Genomic DNA, 19,314 nt, shown 5'->3' on the forward strand with positions numbered 1-19,314 from the left:
TCGGGCCGCGCCGCACATGATGTGGCGCGGCCCTTTTGCCAAGCCGGGAATCGAACTGATATGACCGCCCCCGCCATCGAACTCAAAGGCATTTCCAAAGCCTTCGGCCCGGTACAAGCCAACAAAGACATCTCGATCCGCGTCATGCCGGGCACGATCCACGGCATCATCGGGGAAAACGGGGCTGGCAAGTCGACCCTGATGTCGATCCTGTACGGCTTTTACAAAGCGGATGCGGGCGAGATTTTCATCTCGGGCCAAAAGACCGAAATTCCCGACAGTCAGGCCGCCATCGCCGCTGGCATCGGCATGGTTTTCCAGCATTTCAAGCTGGTTGAAAACTTCTCTGTCCTCGAAAACATCATCCTTGGTGCCGAAGACGGCGGGCTGTTGCGCCCCTCACTGGCCAAGGCCCGCAAGACATTGCTGGAACTGGAACAGGAATACGACCTCAAGGTCGATCCGGACGCCATCATCGAAGAGATTGGCGTCGGCATGCAGCAGCGTGTTGAAATCCTCAAGGCCTTGTACCGTCAGGCAAATATCCTGATCCTTGATGAACCCACCGGCGTGCTGACCCCGGCAGAGGCCGACCAGTTGTTCCGCATCCTCGGGCGTCTCAAGGAAGAGGGCAAAACGATCATCCTGATCACCCACAAGCTGCGCGAGATCATGGATATCACCGACACAGTGAGCGTCATGCGCCGCGGCGAGATGACAGCGACCGTGAAAACCTCCGAGACCTCGCCCGAGCATTTGGCCGAGCTGATGGTGGGGCGCAAGGTGCTGTTGCGTGTCGACAAGACGCCCGCCAGTCCGGGAGACGTGGTGCTGGACGTCAAGAACCTGCGCGTGGTCGACGATCAGGGGGTCGAGCGGTTGCGCGGTATCGATCTGCAGGTGCGGGCCGGTGAAATTCTGGGCATTGCGGGGGTGGCGGGCAATGGCCAGTCCGAACTGCTCGAAGTGCTCGGCGGATATGCGGACGGCACCGGCACCATCACCCTCAACGGGCAGTCGATTGATTTGTCCGGCAAAAATTCGGACGGGCGGTCGCGCCGTGCGCGCGGCATCGCCCACGTGCCCGAAGACCGGCAGCGCGAAGGGCTGATCATGGACTTTGCCGCATGGGAAAACACCGCTTTCGGCTATCACCGCGACGCGGCCTATCAGTCGGGTGTCCTCAGCAACAACGCTGCCATCAAGGCCGAAACCCAAGCCAAAATGGACCGCTTTGACGTGCGCCCGCCGCACCCGCATCTGGCGGCCAAGAATTTCTCGGGCGGGAACCAGCAAAAGATCGTGCTCGCCCGCGAGATCGAGCGCAACCCGGACTTGTTGCTGGTGGGTCAGCCCACACGTGGTGTGGACATCGGGGCCATCGAATTCATCCACCAGCAAATCGTGGCGCTGCGTGATCAGGGCAAGGCGATCCTGCTGGTCTCGGTCGAGCTTGAGGAAATCCTGAGCCTTGCCGACCGCGTCGCCGTTATGTTTGACGGGCGGATCATGGGCGAACGGCTGCCGCAGCAAACGGACGAAAAAGAACTGGGCCTGCTCATGGCCGGAGTAAGCGGGGACGCAGCATGAGACAGCTTTTGATCATGATCGCAGGCGCGGTGATGTGTGCGGCCACGGCGGCAGTTGCTCAAGACGCCGTTGACCGGTTCGACATCGCCATCAATGCCGAGGACGAAGCCGCACAGCCCAACCTGATGTCGCTCGCCCGCACATTCGCCCTTGTGGCACCACGCACGTCCGGGGTGCGCAAAGCCTCCCGCCTTGAATTCCGCTCTGGCGCCGGGCTGATCGACAATTCCGCAACCACGGCCAAGTTGCGCACTGCCTTGCCGCCAGCGTTGGCCAATTCGGTCGCGCAGCTTCAATCGGTTGGCGGTCCTTGCGACATCTCTCGCCATCGCTTTGATGACACGGACGTTCTGTTGGTCTTGCATAACAGCGACGAGGCACAGCCTCAGGACATCTATCGCTGCTTTATCGCGGGCCTGTGGATTTACCACGCGGGCAGCACGGAAAGCGTTTCGGTGAACGACTGGCGCACGCCATATGCGCGCATTCTTGGCTCGCTTGCCTCCGGGCGACCTGCGTTCTCAGGCTTTGACACCGAGGAAAACTGACATGGATGTGATGCCCAAATGGGCCGAAGTGACCCTCGTCCCACTTATCTCGCTGCTCCTTGCGGCGATCCTTTCGGCCCTCGTTATTCTCGCGATCGGCGAGGACCCGGTGGCCGCCGTGCAACTGATGGTGTCCGGCGCGCTCGGCTCCACCTATGGCTGGGGCTACACGCTCTATTATGCGACGAACTTCATGTTCACGGGTCTGGCCGTGGCCATCGCCTTTCACGCCGGCCTGTTCAACATCGGTGGCGAAGGGCAGGCCATGCTGGGCGGCCTCGGCGTTGCGCTTGTGCTGCTGTTCATACCATGGCCGCACTGGACCATCGCGCTGCTCGCAGCCATTGTCGGGTCGGCCCTGTTCGGCGCACTTTGGGCCGCGATCCCAGCCTATCTGCAGGCCAAACGCGGCAGCCACATCGTGATCACGACGATCATGTTCAACTTTATCGCCGCCGCTGTGCTGAACTACATGCTGGTCAACATTCTGCGCCCCGCAGGCAGCATGGATCCAGCGACAGAACGCTTTCGCGAGGCCGTGCATCTGCCGTCGCTGCATGAATTGTTGGCCCCGTTCGGGATCGAGTTTTCAAAGGCCGCGCCCGCGAACGTGTCATTGGTGATCGCGATCATCGCCTGCGTGCTGGTGTGGCTGCTGATCTGGCGCACGCCGCTAGGTCTTGAAATCCGGTCTTATGGCAAATCCCAGCGCGCTGCGCGCTATGCCGGGATCGGGGCGGTGCGCATCACAATGATCGCCATGCTGATTTCCGGCGGACTTGCGGGCATGATGGCAATCAACAACGTCATGGGCGAGGCCGAGCGTCTGGTGCTGAACGCTGTCGAGGGTGCCGGGTTCATCGGCATTGCCGTGGCGCTGATGGGCCGCAGCCACCCCTTGGGCGTGTTTCTGGCCGCAATCCTGTTCGGGTTTCTTTATCAGGGTGGGGCAGAACTGGCGCTGTGGACGTCGATCCCGCGTGAGCTGATCGTGGTCATCCAGGCGCTTGTGATCCTGTTCACGGGGGCCCTCGACAACATGGTGAGGATGCCCCTGGAACGGATGTTCCTTGCACTGCGCACCGCGCGCGCACCAAAACCCGAACGCAAACCAACCGAGCCTGCGGAGTAGAGCCATGGATTTCTTCGCCCTCTTCGATCTTTCGGTTCTCGACACCACCGTGCGGTTGGCCACGCCGCTGCTGTTGGCCTGCCTTGCCGGGCTGTTTTCAGAACGTGGCGGCATCTTTGACATCGGGCTAGAGGGCAAGATGCTGGCGGCCGCGTTCTTTTCGGCCGCACTGGCCGCAATGACCGGTTCGGTCTGGGTCGGGTTGCTGGCCGGAATCGGTGCGTCACTGGTGTTGTCGCTTGTGCATGGCCTTGCCTCGATCACTTTTCGTGGAAACCAACTGATTTCCGGGGTCGCGATCAATTTTCTGGCCGCAGGTCTGACGGTTCTGATTGCCCAAAGCTGGTTCCAGCAAGGCGGACGCACGCCATCCCTGATCGGTGGCGGACGGTTCGAGGGGATCACCCTGCCCTTTGCCGAGGCGTTCAGCACAGTGCCGTTTCTTGGGCCGATCTATTCCGAGCTGATCTCTGGGCATTCGATCCTTGTCTATGTCGCCCTGCTGTGCGTTCCGGGGACGTGGTACATTCTGTTCCGCACCCGCTTTGGATTGCGCCTGCGCGCAGTGGGCGAAAACCCGGCGGCTGTGGATACGGCAGGCGTCTCGGTCGTGGGGCTGCGCTTTGCCGCTGTGGGCATCTGCGGTATCCTATGCGGGATTGCGGGAGCATACCTCGCCACAGGTCTTCAGGCCGGGTTCGTCAAGGACATGACGGCAGGGCGCGGGTTCATCGCGCTTGCCGCCCTCATCTTTGCCAAGTGGCGGCCTTGGCATGCGCTGTGGGCGACGCTGCTGTTCGGCTACCTGCAGGCCATCGCCCTGCGGCCCGACATCATCGAAGGCGCGCTTGGGTTCAAGGTGCAGGTCCAGTTGCTTGATGCGCTGCCCTACATCCTGACGGTTGTCATTCTGGCCGGGTTCGTGGGCAAGGCGATCCCGCCGCGCGCGGGCGGCGAGCCATATGTGAAAGAACGCTGACACACGCCCCGCCGCTGCCTTTAGGTCCAGTTTTCCAACTGTTACCGCACCAGATTGCTGCGCAGCGGCGTGATCCCTTGATTTAAGGCTGTCAGAGGGCCTAAGAGGGACTATGCAAATTTACCTGCCTATCGCCGAGGTATCGGTCAACGCCTACCTGTTGCTGGGCTTGGGCGGGCTGGTGGGCATCCTTTCGGGCATGTTCGGGGTTGGCGGCGGATTTCTGATGACGCCGCTTTTGTTCTTTATCGGCATCCCGCCCGCCGTGGCCGTGGCCACTGAAGCCAACCAGATCGTGGCCTCCTCCTTTTCCGGCGTGCTGGCGCATTTGAAACGAAAGACGGTGGACCTCAGGATGGGCTGCGTCCTGCTGGTGGGGGGCCTGATCGGGGCCGCCCTTGGCGTCGTGGTGTTCAACTATCTCAAGGCGCTGGGTCAGGTCGATCTGCTGGTCAAGCTCTGTTACGTGCTGTTTCTCGGCATCATTGGCGGGCTGATGTTCATCGAGTCGCTCAACGCGATCCGCAACACCAAGAAGGGCAAGGCGCCCGTCCGCAAGAAACACAACTGGATCCACAAGCTGCCGTTCAAGATGCGGTTCCGGGTGTCGGGGCTTTATATTTCCGTCATCCCTCCGGTGCTGGTGGGTCTGTGCGTGGGCGTTCTGGCCGCAATCATGGGCGTCGGTGGCGGCTTCATCATGGTGCCTGCGATGATCTATCTGCTGGGCATGCCAACCAAGGTCGTGGTGGGGACATCGCTGTTCCAGATCATTTTTGTCACCGCCTTTACCACCATGCTGCACGCCACAACGAACTTTACCGTCGACGTGGTTCTGGCCGTATTGCTGCTGGTCGGCGGCGTGGTCGGCGCACAGATCGGCACCCGCATCGGGGTCAAGATGAAGGCCGAACAATTGCGCATCCTGCTCGCCATCATGGTGCTGGCCGTGTGTGGCAAACTGGCGTTCGATCTGCTTGTCATGCCATCCGAGCTTTATTCGGTTGGCGCGGTGGGGGGGCACTGATGCGCTTTGTGCTGCCCTTCCTGTTCCTTCTGTCCCTGCCTGCTTGGGCCGAAAGCGTGGTTCTTGGCCTCAGCCAGAATGAAATTGCGATCACGACCAGCTTTGACGGTTCTGAAATCCTGGTCTTTGGTGCGGTGAAACGCGATGTGCCAGTGCCAGAAGGCCCGGAACTTGAGGTCATCATTACTGTTGCGGGTCCGTCCGTGCCGGTGATGGTGCGGCGCAAGGAAAAGCGGCTGGGCATCTGGGTGAACACGGATGCAGTCGAGGTGGACCGCGCGCCCAGCTTTTACGCCGTCGCCACCAGCGGGCTGCTGCGCGATGTGCTGCGCGACATCGAGGACTTGCGCTATCAAATCTCTGTTCCGCGTGCGATCCGATCCGTGGGTGCCCCGATGACGATCACCGATGCGACCGAGTTCACAGAGGCGCTGATCCGCATCCGCTCAAACGCACAGCTCTATCAATTGCAGGAAAACCATGTGGTCGTGGACGAACAAACCCTCTTCCGCGCGCGTATCGAATTGCCCGCGGCCCTCACCGAAGGCGCATATGCCACTCGCATTTTCCTGACGCGTGGTGGCGAGGTCGTCTCGAACTACGAAACCAGCATCGATGTGCGCAAGGTCGGGATGGAGCGGTGGCTGTTCGGGCTTAGCCGCGAACAGCCCATCATCTACGGCCTGATGTCACTGGCAATCGCGATCTTTGCCGGGTGGAGCGCATCCGCCGCCTTTTCCCTGCTGCGCAACTAGCACGGCGTCACTTGCAGGAGCGGGTGGCCAGCCCCCAGCGCTCCCCGTTGTGTTTTTGGTCAGAAGAACCCGTATTCAGAAGTCCGGGTCCGGCGCATCAAGCGTAAGCGGGGCGGCCGGTGTGCTGCGCAGATCATCGACCGTCAGCGGCCCCGTGGGTTTGGCCAAGCGGTTGCGCACCACCCAGATCAGTCGATCCTGCGCACGGGTGATGGCCACGTAAGCCAGACGTTTCCACAAGGGTTGCCCCGCCTCGCTGCGCCCCATGCGCGCCGCGGCGTAGAGGTCGGGGGCAAAGACCTGCACCGTGTCCCATTGCGACCCTTGCGCCTTGTGGATGGTCACTGCCGCTCCGTGCAGGAACGTGGCACCCATGCGGGCGGCAAAGGGGATAAACGGTTCTTCCTCGTCCGGTTTTTCGATCTTCACGATGGAGGCGGCAGAGACTTGCGGGTCTTCAGCCCCCATCACATGCAGACGCGAAAAGCCGGGCTTGCGCCCCTCGCCCAGATAAATCACCTGCGCGCCTTTGATCAGGCCCCGCGCCTCAAGATCGAGCCGTTTCTTGCGGTGCTTGAGTGGTAATTCCAGCCCATCACAGATCAGCGGTTCGCCTTCCAGCAGCGCATCTTCGGGCGCGCCGTGGACGCTCCGAAACGCATTGATCAGGCGGATACGCGTGGCGTTGCGCCAAACCAGCACCGGGCTGCGCGCCATCAGATCAACCTCGACCCGCTGGCCCCAGACGACGCGTTCGTCGCGGGCAGCGGCGTCTTCCACCATCTTTTCGAACCGGTAGAAATCGACGTCCGGATCAGACAGCGCGTGGGCCAGATCAAGGATCGGGTTGCCCTCGGCCTGCCGGTGGATACGGTTGAGATGCAGCACGCGTGGCGCGGGCAGTTTTTCGAACACCATCGTGCCCGACTGATTGACCGGGGCAAGCTGTGCCGGATCCCCGAACAAAAGCAGGGTCGGAAAGATTTCCTTGAGATCCTCGAATTGCTTGTCATCCAGCATCGAGGATTCATCGATAAAGCCAATGTCGAGCGGTTCTTCGCGCCGTTTCCAACCGGTGATGAAGTCAGAACCGCGCAGGCCCGCGGCTGCCAGGGCACCGGGGATCGACTTGTTGTTCTGATAGAACGCCCAGGCCCGGTCGAGCGCCAGTTCAGTCAGCCCGTCGATCTCGGGGCGCTCACCATTGCCTGCAAGCCATTCGGCGATGCGTTCGTATTCGGGATCGTAGACAGGCGTGTAAAGGATGCGGTGGATCGTCGTTGCTGGCACGCCGCGAAAGCGCAGCACGCTGGCCGCCTTGTTGGTGGGTGCGAGGATGGCGAGGGTGCGTTTGTCGCGTTTCTTGCGGGATTCGTAATCGCCGGAAACAACGTCGACGCCTGTGGCTTCCAGCGCTTTGTAAAACTCAGCCAGCAACAGCGTCTTGCCCGAACCCGCCTTGCCCGTGATTGCCATAACGGACGTGGCAGACGATTTTGGAGGTGTCAGAAGGGCGTCGTCCAGATCGATGCCAGCGCTGCGCAGCATGTCGGTGACGGCGTCATAGGCACCGGCCTGATCATCGGAAAGGGCGAGGGTCGTGGTCATGGCGCGACCCTACAGAGGGGCCGCACCGTGAACCAGAGCGATCAGGCGCTGCGCGCGAACTTGATGGCGGTTTCCGACCCGAAAGCGCGGTCAAACCACTGGCGCGAACGCTCCAGCGGCACGCCAGCCCGTTCAGCTACCTTTTCGGCAGCGTCAGGGTCGAAATGCCACAGACCCACGCTGATCTGATCGCGCCCCGACCCGGCGCTGCCCAGCACCTCGGGCGACGATCCGATCATGCGATAGATGCGCACCATGCGGGCATCAAAAACGCCGACAAAATGTTCCACACCAAAGTTCTGCATGATCTCGCCGCCGCCCAACATCAGAGCCGCTGCCACATGTCCTCCTGCACCGCGGGTCAGGCAAAACCGCGTGCACTCCCAAATCGCCGGGCTTGTTATGGCGCCCGAAATAAGATCGCCAAAGTGTTCGTTCACCATTGTGCGACCCGTGGTCGGCAAGAACCGCATGGAGCCGCCATGGCTGCCATCGGGTTCTTCCCAGATCACGTAGAGGGGGTTCAGATCGTCGTATTCGTCACGCTCGTACCCGTTCTCGTCGACATTCACATCCCAGCCAAGCCGGGTTTTGAACTGGTCCGCACGGTCGCGAAACATGGTGCGGGCAAGTTTGGGAAAATCGTTCAGATCAGAGGCGTAGACGTAACGCAGCATTGAAGTACTCCTTGTCAGACCGGGGAAGGCATGACCGAAGTATTACCCAAGCGTGCGTTAACGTCTGTTCATCCAAGCGCCCGACAAGGCCTTGTGAGGCGCAACGGGCGATTTCACACCACGATCAACCCGCGACTCATGGCGCGGGCGACGGCGTGGGTGGTGTTCATCGCACCCAGTTTGAAGCGGGCACTTTCGATATAGACGCGCAAGGTGTGTTCCGAAATCGACAAGGTGTCGGCCACTTGCGCGCGGCTGTATCCCATCGCCAACAGCGTCATCGCATCGATCTCGCGCGGGCTGAGGGCCTGTGACTGTTCGGGAGTGCGTTCGGGTTCGAATTCCAATGCTTTTTCGTTGAAGTAATGGGCAATGAGTATCAGGTCCCGCCGGTGAAGTTCCGTCCATTCCGACCAGTGCGCATCATCGCAGGAGTGGTTGACCGTAAAGAGTGCAAATTGCCCGTTTGGCCCCCGTATGGGTACCGAGAACCCCTGATTGCCGACGCCGTGGTCGATGGCATCTGCCTGAAAGGCACGGGCTGCCTTGCTGGACCAGTCCAGACGTTTCCAGTCCACAGGGTGAAAGCGCTGAAAACATCCGATGATAACCGGATCCACCCGGAGATAGTTGAGTTCAAGATAGCGATAGCGCCATGTGTCCGAATACGTTCCGCAGCCATACTGATCCCCTGCTGAGTCAACCCAATGGTAGATGACATGATCGATCTTGTAGTATTCACGTAAGGCCTCGGTCGCAGATTGGAGACCGGCAAGACCATCAGCTTGTTCCAGCTCCTCCAAGATGAGTTCCAACGGCTGTGTCGCCGTCGTGGCGCTGAGCATTTTTAACATCCTTCATCGCGGCGATCTCGGCCATTGCGACGATTGCTGAGTCATCCAACTGTTCCGCCAGGATCGGCATATTGTTGGCACGGGCAAAAGTCTTTAGGTCCGTCAGAACGTCCAGTATCCAGTCACTTCTCATCTACAGACTCACTTCCCAGTGGTTAACGAAAGATTAACACAACTATAGCATGTGTTAATTGCGTAGGAAAATTCGCCTATTTCCACTCCCCAGAAATAGTGAGGAGCGATTTTCTAACCCTTTGATGCTCAACGGAACCGCTGAAAACGAAAAACGTCCGCGAAACCCAGGGGTGATTCGCGGACGCCTGAACTCTCGTTTAACGTGTATCGCTTTTAGCGGCGCGCCTCAAGTGCGTCTTCCAATGTGCGCAAACCCGTTTTCGGGGCCTGCACCAGCACGCTCATGTTGCCGGGTTTGTGCTCGTTGCGCAGCATCTTCATGTGCGCCAACGGCAGGTCTTCCCAGGTGAACACTTCGGACATGCACGGATCGAGGCGGCGCTCGACCATCAGTTGATTGGCAGCCGAGGCTTGTTGCAGGTGCGCAAAGTGGCTGCCTTGCAGACGCTTTTGGTGCATCCACATATAGCGGACGTCAAACGTGCAGTTGAAGCCTGTGGTGCCCGCGCAGATCACGACCATGCCACCCTTCTTGCACACGAAGGTCGAGACAGGGAACGTCGCCTCGCCGGGGTGTTCAAAAACCATGTCGACATTCACACCTTTGCCGGTGATATCCCAGATCGCCTTGCCGAACTTGCGCGCTTCCTTGAACCAGTCTGCGTATTCGGGCGTGTTCACTGTGGGCATCTGCCCCCAGCAATTGAAATCTTTGCGGTTGAGCACGCCCTTGGCGCCAAGCTCCATCACAAAGTCACGTTTGCTTTCGTCACTGATCACACCAATCGCGTTCGCCCCGGCCGTATTGATCAACTGGATCGCATAAGACCCCAGTCCACCCGACGCACCCCAGACCAGCACGTTCTGACCGGGCTTGAGGTCATGCGGTTCGTGCCCGAACAGCATCCGATAGGCGGTGGCAAGCGTCAGCGTGTAGCATGCGCTTTCTTCCCATGTGAGGTGCTTGGGGCGCGGCATCAACTGTTGGCTTTGCACGCGGGTGAATTGGCCGAACGATCCGTCCGGCGTCTCGTAGCCCCAGATGCGCTGCGTTGGCGAATACATCGGATCGCCGCCATTGCAGTGTTCGTCATCGCCATCGTCCTGATTGCAATGCACCACAACTTCGTCGCCGACTTTCCAGCGTTTGACCCGATCACCGACCGCCCAGACGATGCCCGCCGCATCCGATCCGGCGATATGATAGGGCTGCTTGTGACCGTCAAAGGGGCTGATCGGCTGACCAAGCGCCGCCCAGACCCCGTTGTAGTTCACGCCTGCCGCCATCACCAGAACAAGCACATCGTTGCTGTCCAGTGTCGGGACATCTACAACTTCCTGCAGCATGGCAGTGTCCGGGTCGCCGTGGCGTTCGCGGCGGATCGCCCACGCATACATCTGCTTGGGGACATATCCCATCGGAGGAAGCTCCCCCATCTCATACAGGTCTTTTTCAGGTGCCTCGTAGGGCGCGATGCCCGTTTCGGGCGCAAGGTCGAGTGCCATGTCAGCCTCCGGATCAGAAATGTGTGCCGCAGTGCAGAATCGCGGCGTCTGGAGGCTGAATATGGCTCAATGCGCAACAATGCAACAACACTAACGCGTTTTTTGTAATTTTATGACTTTGCAGGTGCAGAAAGTTTTTCGGCGACTGCAGCATCCGCGGGCAACAAATGCGCAATGGAACGGGCATAAAAGATCAGGATGCTTTCCTGCTCCGGTTCGACAACCCAATGGCCGTGATCGACCCTCAGGATTCCGCGGCGGCGCAGGCCAATCAGCCCGCGCTGTATTTCACCGGCAAGCTCGTCTGGCGCGATATCGCAGTTCCGGGCCGGTGCCTGCGCCATCAGCGCGCGCACCTTTTCAACCATATCGCTGACCTCAACGCGCCCGTCGCGCAACAACACATGGGACATCAATGGCACCGCAAGTACGGGCATGACTTCCCCGATCCGCTCCATGAGCGTTTCTGACAGCGCATCAACGTCCGTAAGGCCGCTTTCGGCCAGAGATACGGGTGTGCCAAATGCAACCGCCGCACTGCCGAACCGCGTGTCCTTGCCACGCACCCGCTGCCAGAACTTGCGAAAGAAGGCCCAGACCACGACGCTGATACGCGCACCGAACCGTCGGTCGCCGCGCTTGCCCGCCGCGATCAATACCCGGTCTTCCAGCACCCGGTCGTAGTTGATGGCCACAGGCACAAAGGCGATGTCGCGGCTGGGATCGGCTGCGTAGGCTTCGAGCACATATGACAAAAGGCCCATCTTGGGCGGTTGAAGTGCGCCGGTGACGGTCAAACCGCCCTCGGGAAAGATCGCCTGAGTTACCCCGCCCTGCGTGGCCATCTGCACATAGCGCGCCAGCACCTTGCGATAGAGCGCCCCGCGCGACCGCCGCCGAATGAAATACGCGCCCCACAGCTTGATCATCAACGATAGTGGCCAGACGCGCGCCCATTCACCGACTGCGTAGGACATCGTCGTGTTGCGCGAGGCAAGATAAGTGACCAGCACGTAATCCATGTTGGAGCGATGGTTCATAATGAACACCACCGTTACATCCGCCGGAATATCGGCAAACACGTGATCATTCTTGTCCGTCGTTCTGATCCGATAGACCGCGTTGGCCAGCAGCCGCGCCACCCGCATGGCAAAGCTGAAATAGGCAAACGCCGAAAACCCAGGCACGATTTCACGCGCATATTCCCGCGCCTTCTGAAAGGCCACAGCCTCGGGCACGTCATTCTCCTCGGCGTAGTTCACGATCTCGCGGGTGACCTCGGGGTCGTAGATCAGCCGCTGGATCATGTCATGGCGCTGCGCCAGCTTGAACGGTTCGATGGGGCGTGTGAGCCGAGTGTTGAGTTTTGCGACGGCCCGTTCAAAGCGGCGGCGGAAAAACCAGCGCACGGACGGGAACAGAAAATGCGAAGCGAACGTCACTGCCGCAAACAGTACCATCAGCACGAATAGCCAAAGCGGAAGTTCTACAGTCGTTGTCATTGCCGCGAACCCTCGCAAACGCAAGCGGCGGGGTAAACGACAAAATGGGGCTGGCCTTGCGCGATAGCCTGCGGTTCTGTCGCATTATGTATGAGGGCGACTCGTTTTTCACGCTGACACTTTGGGGACGTATGGGCTTGCTGGCCCTATCGGTCCTCTTTGCACTCGTGGCTTTGGCTGTGACCCGACTGATGACGTATTATCGCCCGTTGGTGATCCGTATCCCGATCTGGGCCGTTCTGTTCATCACGTTTGTATGGGCCTCACCCCAAGGCTACTACACCTATTACCGCCTGATCTTTGATGGATTGCCTGCACAATCCGTCCTCGGAGCTCTGCCCCGGCCCGAAGAGATGATCGCCCTTCTGACCTTTCGTCACAGTGCGACCCTGTCGGCCCACAGTTTGGGTGTGCTGGGCTGGGCCATGCTGGCCATTGCAATCTGGCCAAGACGCCGGAAATGCCGCGACGCAGCGAATTGACATCGCCAGATTATTACCTATACCTCACCTCAAACGCAATTTTATTGCTTGCTGCGATTCACGAGGCCGCCATGACAGAAAAAGACCGCCCCTGGCTGATCCGCACCTATGCCGGGCATTCAACAGCTGCGGCGTCCAATGCGCTGTACCGCGCCAACCTTGCCAAGGGCCAGACCGGGCTGTCCGTCGCTTTCGATCTGCCGACACAGACGGGATATGACAGCGATCATGTCCTTGCGCGCGGCGAAGTCGGCAAAGTCGGTGTGCCGGTGTCCCATCTGGGGGACATGCGCACGCTGTTTGACGATATCCCGCTTGAGAAAATGAACACGTCGATGACGATCAACGCCACGGCCCCATGGCTGCTGGCGCTTTACATCGCGGTGGCCGAGGATCAGGGCGCGGATGTCTCAGCCCTGCAAGGCACGGTTCAAAACGATCTGATCAAGGAATATCTGAGCAGGGGCACCTATATCTGCCCACCTGCGCCCAGCCTCAAGATGATCGCGGACGTGGCCGAGTATTGCTATACCAATGTGCCGAAATGGAACCCGATGAACGTGTGTTCCTACCATCTGCAAGAGGCAGGTGCGACGCCGGAACAGGAACTGGCCTTTGCGTTGGCGACTGCGACAGCGGTTCTGGACGCCCTGAAACCGCGCATCGCACCCGAAGACTTCCCGGCCGTGGTGGGACGCATTTCATTCTTCGTGAATGCCGGCATCCGTTTCGTGACGGAGATGTGCAAAATGCGCGCCTTTGTCGATCTGTGGGATGAAATTTGCGAGAAACGCTATGGCGTCACCGATCCCAAATACCGCCGTTTCCGCTACGGCGTGCAGGTCAATTCCCTTGGGCTGACCGAACAGCAACCCGAAAACAACGTCTATCGCATTCTCATCGAAATGCTGGCCGTAACGCTTTCGAAAAAGGCGCGCGCGCGGGCCGTGCAATTACCCGCATGGAACGAGGCATTGGGGCTGCCCCGCCCGTGGGATCAGCAATGGTCCATGCGGATGCAGCAGATCATGGCCTATGAAACAGACCTGCTGGAATTCGACGATCTGTTTGATGGCAACCCGGCGGTTGACGCAAAAGTCGAGGCATTGAAAGACGGCGCCCGGCAGGAATTGAACCAACTGGACGCCATGGGCGGCGCAATTGCAGCCATCGATTACATGAAAGCGCAATTGGTCACCTCGAATGCAGAACGTCTGGGTCGGATCGAACGGGGCGAAACCGTGGTGGTCGGCGTCAACAAATATCAAGCCGGTGAACCATCGCCACTGATGACCGGTGATGGCGGGATCATGGTTGTCGACCCGGCAGTGGAACAGGAACAGATTGACCGGCTTGAGGCATGGCGCGATGGGCGCGATGCCGACGCGGTGACAACGGCCCTCGCCGACCTGCGCCGTGCGGCGGCAGATGGGCAGAACGTCATGCCAGCCTCCATTGCCTGTGCAAAGGCAGGTGTGACAACCGGCGAATGGGCCGCGCAGATGCGCGCCGTGCATGGTGAATACCGTGGCCCGACGGGTGTGTCTGCCTCGCAATCCAACATGACCGAAGGGCTGGACGAATTGCGCGATGCCGTTGACATGGTCAGTGACCGGCTGGGGCGTCGCCTCAGGTTTCTGGTGGGAAAGCCCGGTCTGGACGGACACTCCAACGGGGCTGAACAGATTGCCGTTCGGGCCCGCGACTGCGGCATGGACATCGCCTACGAAGGCATCCGTCTGACACCGGAAGAGATCGTCGCCGCTGCGCGCGAAGACGGCGCGCATGTGGTCGGTCTGTCGATCCTGTCGGGCAGCCATATCCCCCTGGTCGAGGATCTGATGCACCGTATGCAAGCCGCGGGTCTGGGCCACATTCCTGTCATCGTGGGCGGCATCATCCCGGATGACGACGCCGAACGCTTGCGTACACTGGGGGTTGCACGGGTCTACACCCCCAAGGATTTCGAATTGAATACGATCATGACGGACATCATCACGCTGGCCGATCCACAATCGGTCGCCGCCGAATAGGCCAAAAACACGAAACACTGGATTTGAAATGAGCCGGGCAACACACGCAATGCCTGTGCCATTTCCACTGACGGACGAACTTATCTCGCCACACGAGCAAACAACCGCCGTTGACACAAATTCAATCACCAAAGCCATTGATATTCCCTGAAAAATCGAAAATACGCTAGATTACTTGAATATTTTCGGAGACCAGAAATGGCGATCAAACTCGATAAAATGGGTCGTAAAGAACTCGAAAAACTGCGTGCCGATGTCGACAAGGCCATTGTCGCCTTGCGCAAGAAAGAGAAAAAGGATGCTTTGGTAGCCGCGCAGAAAGCTGCGGCTGAATTCGGTTATTCGCTGGAAGAACTGACATCCAAACGTTCCGGTCGCGCTGCCGCCAAAGGCACAAAAGCCGAGGCCAAATACATGGACCCGGAAAACCCGACAAATACATGGACCGGCAAAGGCCGTCAGCCCAATTGGTTCAAGACAGCACTGGCAAATGGCAAAAGCGCCGACGATCTGCTGATCTGAATTGCGACGATACGTGCGGTGTCACATCACCCTCGTATCGGTCCCGCTTTTTGCAGTAACGTGGCGCGACTCGAACAACTTTCGGAGCAGCCATGACCGTTCATATCGGTGCCAAACCCGGACAAATCGCACAGACCGTTTTGATGCCGGGCGATCCCTATCGCGCGCGGTGGGCGGCCGAGACGTTTCTTGATGGGGCCGAACTGGTCAATGAAGTGCGCGGGATGCTTGGCTTTACCGGCACATGGCGCGGCAACCCGGTGACCATTCAGGGGTCGGGTATGGGCATGCCGTCCCTGTCGATCTACGCAAACGAGTTGATGCGCGACTATGATGCGCAAACGCTGATCCGCATCGGGTCCTGCGGCGGTATGCAGTCTCATGTCGGCATCCGGGATGTGATTATCGCGATGACGGCGAGCACCATCACGTCTCCGTCCTCGGGCATCTTTCGCGAGATCAATTATGCCCCGTGCGCTGACTACGGCCTGTTGTCTGCCGCAGTTACTGCGGCGAAGGCCAGGGGCACCAAGACACATGTCGGCGGTATCTATTCGTCGGATGTGTTTTATGCCGAGCGCCCTGATCTGGATGAACAGATGGTTCGCCACGGCATTCTCGGGGTCGAGATGGAAGCGGCAGAGCTGTACACTCTTGCCGCCCGTCACGGGCGTCGCGCCCTCGCCGTTTTGACTGTCAGTGATCACCTACAAACCGGCGAGGCATTGCCAAGCGAGGATCGCGAAAAGACGTTCGGCGACATGGTCGAGATCGCGCTGGAAGCGGCATTTCCAAACTGAATCTGGCCTGAATCGTTCAGCGACCGTGCGTTCCGTCATATCCGTTGGGCGGCGGGCTGCTCCACCCCTCCAGCGCGCCGGGTGCCGGGGCAAAGATTTCGATCTTGAGCGGGAAACAGGCGGCAGTGTCGGAAGAATGCTCCGAACTGCAATCGCCACCCGGACATGCGCTCAGCGCGCCCAGCAGATCAATCTCGGCGAAAAAGTCGATGTGATCGCCCGGACGGACCGGGCTGGCCTTCATGAAATATTGCCCGGTATCGCGCGTGAACCCAGTGCACATGAAGACATTGAGCACATCGTGCACATGCGGTTCCGCCTCGGCCAAAGACAGCCCGGCATGATCGGCCAGCGCCCGCGTGAGGTTCGAATGGCAGCAATGATGGTAATGACCGCCCTGCAACAGATTGCCGGTATAGGGATCACACCGCGTGCCGATCACGTCGTGGACTGACCCGCCATATTGATCGATCCCGTACCAGCCCAGCGTATCGTGGATCACCGTCGCCATGGGGCGCATATGCGGAAAGCTGGACCACATACGCTCACCGGTTGTGATGTGGGTGCCGTGCAGCGCGCGTGTTTTGCCGGAATAAAAACGCTCGCTCAGATCGTTGGCATTCCACAGGTTCAGATCACCGACCTGCGGCCCGTCGACAGACGAGATGCGAAAAATGTGGCCTGCGGGAACCTCGAAACAGGCGGCCTCGCGGAGTGGGGCAAGCGCCTCGTCGACCTTTACCATCCCGTCGCGGGCCGCAGCATAACGCTCCATATCCGGGCGCGGCAGCGTATCGGGTGGATAGCAGATCACGGGCGCAATCGCGCGGCGCGCGTCGGCATCGGGTGGGATCGTCAATGGCGCACCTTTCGATCAAAGATGCGCCATAGAAACCGGGAACGACCAGAACGGCAAGTGGTCAGATGACAACCACATCCAAGGGCGGGAAGCCGTTGAAGCCGATGGAGGCATATGTCGTCGTGTAGGCCCCACAGTTGCGGATGACGACGCGATCGCCACAGGTCAGATCAAGCGGCAAGTCCACCATGCGTTTTTCATAAAGCACATCGGCGCTGTCACAGGACGGTCCCGCCAGAATGCAGGGGCCGGTGGTCTGACCGTCGCGGTTTGTCTGGAACTGATAGCGGATGGCTTCGTCCATTGTTTCGGCAAGACCCGAGAATTTGCCGATGTCCAGAAACACCCAGCGGTGCAGGTCACGTTTGGATTTGCGCGACACCAGCAGCACTTCGGCGGAGATTGCACCTGCTTCGGCGACCAGACCACGGCCCGGTTCGGCCATCACGTGTGGTACGTCGCCAAAACGCGCGTGGATCTGCTCCATCACGGCGGCGGCATAGGCCGTGGGGGCCTCAATCGCGTCACCATAGAATGCGGGGAAACCGCCGCCGATGTTCAACAGATCAAGGTCGAACCCTGCATCGCGCGCCTCGGTCCAGACCTGTGCGATCTGATCAAGGGTTGGCCCCCACATCTGCGCAAACCGGGTCTGGCTGCCCACATGAAAGCTGAAGCCGCGTGGTTTCAGGCCAAGCGCGACTGCGAGACCCAAGAGCGCCAGCGCCTTGTCACGGGCGCAACCGAACTTGCGGCTGAGCGGCCAATCGGCCTGTGACGCATCCACGATCAGACGAATATAGACGTCCGCACCGGGCGCATGCTCAGCAATCTTTTCAAGCTCTTCCTCGGCGTCGGCAGCAAACAGGGTTACACCGGCTGTATGCGCGAATGCAATGTCCGAAGGTCGTTTGATCGTGTTGCCAAAGGAAATATTGGCAGGGTCCGCACCCTGGCTCAGGCACAGTTCAATTTCGGCGCGCGAAGCGGCGTCGAAATGCGAACCCAGCGCCACCAGACGTTCGATGATTTCACGCTGCGGGTTGGCCTTGACCGCATAGTGGATGCTGGCACGTCCAAGGCCTGCGGACAGCGCATGATACTGGGTTTCGACGGCATCGACATCCAGCACCAGCGTCGGCCGGTCAAACTGATGCATCGCGATATAGGTGTCGACACGGTTTTTGCGCACAGGTGCAGCAACCGAGAATTCGGTGACGTAGGCGTTCATGGTCATCTCCAATAGACCCGGCCAAATATGACCGCTCACTTCCAAAAGGAGACGTTACCGTCGCTACGTATACCGGACCCGGCCAGAGGCGCGTGCGTTGGCGTCTATGACCGCCATATCGGGCCATTTGCGAGTCGTGGCAATATGGATTTTTTGCATGGCTGTACCGGCAAAAACGCCGTGGCTTGCGCACGAAAAAGGCCCCGCCAAAGCAGCGGAGCCTTTGCAATCATCAGCCTCTGATATCAGACCGTGCGTTCGACCATCATTTTCTTGATATTCGCGATTGCCTCGGCCGGGTTCAGGCCCTTGGGGCATGTCTTGGCACAATTCATAATCGTGTGGCAGCGATAAAGCTTGAAGGGGTCCTCAAGGTCATCAAGCCGCTCGCCCGTTGATTCATCGCGGCTGTCGATGATCCACCGATAGGCGTGCAGCAGGGCTGCTGGCCCAAGGTAGCGATCCCCGTTCCACCAATAACTGGGGCAAGAGGTTGAGCAGCACGCGCACATCACGCATTCGTAAAGCCCGTCCAGCTTTTCCCGGTCGTCAATGGACTGGCGCCATTCCTTGGCCGGGGCGTTTGTCTTGGTTTCCAGCCACGGCATGATCGAGGCGTGTTGGGCATAAAAATGCGTCAGATCCGGGATCAGATCCTTGACCACGGGCATATGCGGCAGCGGGTAGATTTTGACGTCCCCCTTCACTTCGTCCATGCCGTAGATACAGGCCAGCGTGTTGATCCCGTCGATGTTCATCGCGCAGGAGCCGCAAATCCCTTCCCGGCAGGACCGGCGGAAGGTCAGCGTCGGATCAATCTCGTTCTTGATCTTGATCAGCGCGTCCAGGATCATCGGCCCGCAGGTGTCCATATCGACAAAGTAGTTGTCCACTTGCGGATTTTTGCCGTCATCCGGGTTCCAGCGGTAGATACTGAACTTGCGCACGTTGGTGGCGCCCTCGGGCTTTGGCCACGTCTTGCCCGTCTGGATGCGGGAGTTCTTGGGAAGCGTCAGTTGAACCATGGTGTGATCCTTTCGATAGACGACGTCAGCATGCGTGTGTCCGGCAATG

19 protein-coding genes are annotated in these 19,314 nt (G+C 59.6%); 10 read left to right on the forward strand and 9 right to left on the reverse strand.

Annotation, left to right across the window (positions count from 1 at the left end):
* Positions 1 to 60: 60 nt before the first annotated feature.
* The 6 genes from ACERZ8_RS01275 (at position 61) to ACERZ8_RS01300 (ending at position 6,031) form a co-directional block, all read left to right on the forward strand.
* Positions 61 to 1,590, forward strand: coding sequence for an ABC transporter ATP-binding protein (locus ACERZ8_RS01275; protein WP_407590311.1), 1,530 nt, complete (start codon positions 61 to 63; stop codon positions 1,588 to 1,590).
* Positions 1,587 to 2,138: a hypothetical protein gene (locus ACERZ8_RS01280; protein ID WP_407590312.1), complete on the forward strand. Its 552-nt coding sequence runs from the start codon at positions 1,587 to 1,589 to the stop codon at positions 2,136 to 2,138. The genes ACERZ8_RS01275 and ACERZ8_RS01280 overlap by 4 nt, the downstream gene beginning before the upstream one ends.
* A 1-nt stretch (position 2,139) precedes the next feature.
* Positions 2,140 to 3,270 (forward strand): ABC transporter permease, encoded by a 1,131-nt coding sequence (locus ACERZ8_RS01285; RefSeq protein WP_407590313.1) that lies wholly within the window; start codon positions 2,140 to 2,142, stop codon positions 3,268 to 3,270.
* Between the two features lie 4 nt (positions 3,271 to 3,274).
* Entirely contained in the window at positions 3,275 to 4,249 is a 975-nt protein-coding gene (locus ACERZ8_RS01290; protein WP_407590314.1) for an ABC transporter permease, read from the forward strand.
* 112 nt (positions 4,250 to 4,361) lie between these two features.
* Positions 4,362 to 5,276: a sulfite exporter TauE/SafE family protein gene (locus tag ACERZ8_RS01295; RefSeq protein WP_407590315.1), complete on the forward strand. Its 915-nt coding sequence runs from the start codon at positions 4,362 to 4,364 to the stop codon at positions 5,274 to 5,276.
* Positions 5,276 to 6,031 carry a TIGR02186 family protein gene (locus ACERZ8_RS01300; RefSeq protein ID WP_407590316.1) on the forward strand — a complete coding sequence of 252 codons (756 nt, stop codon included), beginning with the start codon at positions 5,276 to 5,278 and terminating at the stop codon, positions 6,029 to 6,031. Before ACERZ8_RS01295 ends, ACERZ8_RS01300 begins: the two co-directional genes overlap by 1 nt.
* 75 nt (positions 6,032 to 6,106) lie before the next feature.
* Here the strand turns inward: ACERZ8_RS01300 and ACERZ8_RS01305 are convergent, their stop codons facing one another.
* From ACERZ8_RS01305 to ACERZ8_RS01330, 6 genes are all read right to left on the reverse strand, one after another.
* A complete protein-coding gene (locus ACERZ8_RS01305) occupies positions 6,107 to 7,639 on the reverse strand; it encodes an ATP-dependent DNA helicase (protein WP_407590317.1) in 1,533 nt (510 codons plus the stop codon).
* Between the two features lie 41 nt (positions 7,640 to 7,680).
* Positions 7,681 to 8,316 carry an acyl-homoserine-lactone synthase gene (locus ACERZ8_RS01310; protein ID WP_407590318.1) on the reverse strand — a complete coding sequence of 212 codons (636 nt, stop codon included), beginning with the start codon at positions 8,314 to 8,316 and terminating at the stop codon, positions 7,681 to 7,683.
* A gap of 113 nt (positions 8,317 to 8,429) precedes the next feature.
* Complete coding sequence (locus ACERZ8_RS01315; protein ID WP_407590319.1) at positions 8,430 to 9,161, reverse strand: helix-turn-helix transcriptional regulator; 732 nt, start codon at positions 9,159 to 9,161, stop codon at positions 8,430 to 8,432.
* The gene (locus ACERZ8_RS01320; RefSeq protein ID WP_407590320.1) at positions 9,097 to 9,303 is read right to left on the reverse strand and encodes a hypothetical protein; all 207 of its coding nucleotides are present in this window, start codon (positions 9,301 to 9,303) and stop codon (positions 9,097 to 9,099) included. Before ACERZ8_RS01320 ends, ACERZ8_RS01315 begins: the two co-directional genes overlap by 65 nt.
* Positions 9,304 to 9,518: 215 nt before the next feature.
* Positions 9,519 to 10,811: a crotonyl-CoA carboxylase/reductase gene (gene ccrA, locus ACERZ8_RS01325; protein ID WP_407590321.1), complete on the reverse strand. Its 1,293-nt coding sequence runs from the start codon at positions 10,809 to 10,811 to the stop codon at positions 9,519 to 9,521.
* Between the two features lie 110 nt (positions 10,812 to 10,921).
* Entirely contained in the window at positions 10,922 to 12,313 is a 1,392-nt protein-coding gene (locus ACERZ8_RS01330; protein ID WP_407590322.1) for a 1-acyl-sn-glycerol-3-phosphate acyltransferase, read from the reverse strand.
* A gap of 86 nt (positions 12,314 to 12,399) precedes the next feature.
* On the opposite strand from ACERZ8_RS01330, the gene ACERZ8_RS01335 reads away from it, so the two are divergent.
* The 4 genes from ACERZ8_RS01335 (at position 12,400) to deoD (ending at position 16,150) form a co-directional block, all read left to right on the forward strand.
* On the forward strand, positions 12,400 to 12,795 hold the full coding sequence (locus tag ACERZ8_RS01335) for a hypothetical protein (protein ID WP_407590323.1): 396 nt from the start codon (positions 12,400 to 12,402) through the stop codon (positions 12,793 to 12,795).
* Positions 12,796 to 12,866: 71 nt separating this feature from the next.
* The gene (locus tag ACERZ8_RS01340) at positions 12,867 to 14,828 is read left to right on the forward strand and encodes a methylmalonyl-CoA mutase family protein (protein ID WP_407590324.1); all 1,962 of its coding nucleotides are present in this window, start codon (positions 12,867 to 12,869) and stop codon (positions 14,826 to 14,828) included.
* A gap of 198 nt (positions 14,829 to 15,026) precedes the next feature.
* Complete coding sequence (locus ACERZ8_RS01345) at positions 15,027 to 15,350, forward strand: H-NS histone family protein (protein WP_407590325.1); 324 nt, start codon at positions 15,027 to 15,029, stop codon at positions 15,348 to 15,350.
* A 92-nt stretch (positions 15,351 to 15,442) separates the two neighbouring features.
* Positions 15,443 to 16,150: a purine-nucleoside phosphorylase gene (deoD, locus tag ACERZ8_RS01350; RefSeq protein WP_407590326.1), complete on the forward strand. Its 708-nt coding sequence runs from the start codon at positions 15,443 to 15,445 to the stop codon at positions 16,148 to 16,150.
* Between the two features lie 16 nt (positions 16,151 to 16,166).
* Here the strand turns inward: deoD and ACERZ8_RS01355 are convergent, their stop codons facing one another.
* The 3 genes from ACERZ8_RS01355 to ACERZ8_RS01365 all read right to left on the reverse strand — a co-directional run bounded on the left by ACERZ8_RS01355 (position 16,167) and on the right by ACERZ8_RS01365 (position 19,265).
* On the reverse strand, positions 16,167 to 17,009 hold the full coding sequence (locus ACERZ8_RS01355; protein WP_407590327.1) for an urea carboxylase-associated family protein: 843 nt from the start codon (positions 17,007 to 17,009) through the stop codon (positions 16,167 to 16,169).
* Positions 17,010 to 17,070: 61 nt separating this feature from the next.
* A complete protein-coding gene (locus ACERZ8_RS01360; protein WP_407590328.1) occupies positions 17,071 to 18,240 on the reverse strand; it encodes a type III PLP-dependent enzyme in 1,170 nt (389 codons plus the stop codon).
* Between the two features lie 245 nt (positions 18,241 to 18,485).
* Positions 18,486 to 19,265: a succinate dehydrogenase iron-sulfur subunit gene (locus ACERZ8_RS01365; RefSeq protein WP_407590329.1), complete on the reverse strand. Its 780-nt coding sequence runs from the start codon at positions 19,263 to 19,265 to the stop codon at positions 18,486 to 18,488.
* Positions 19,266 to 19,314: the final 49 nt, after the last annotated feature.

The organism is Tateyamaria armeniaca (genome assembly GCF_045797845.1).
Taxonomy (GTDB): Bacteria; Pseudomonadota; Alphaproteobacteria; order Rhodobacterales; family Rhodobacteraceae; genus Tateyamaria; species Tateyamaria armeniaca.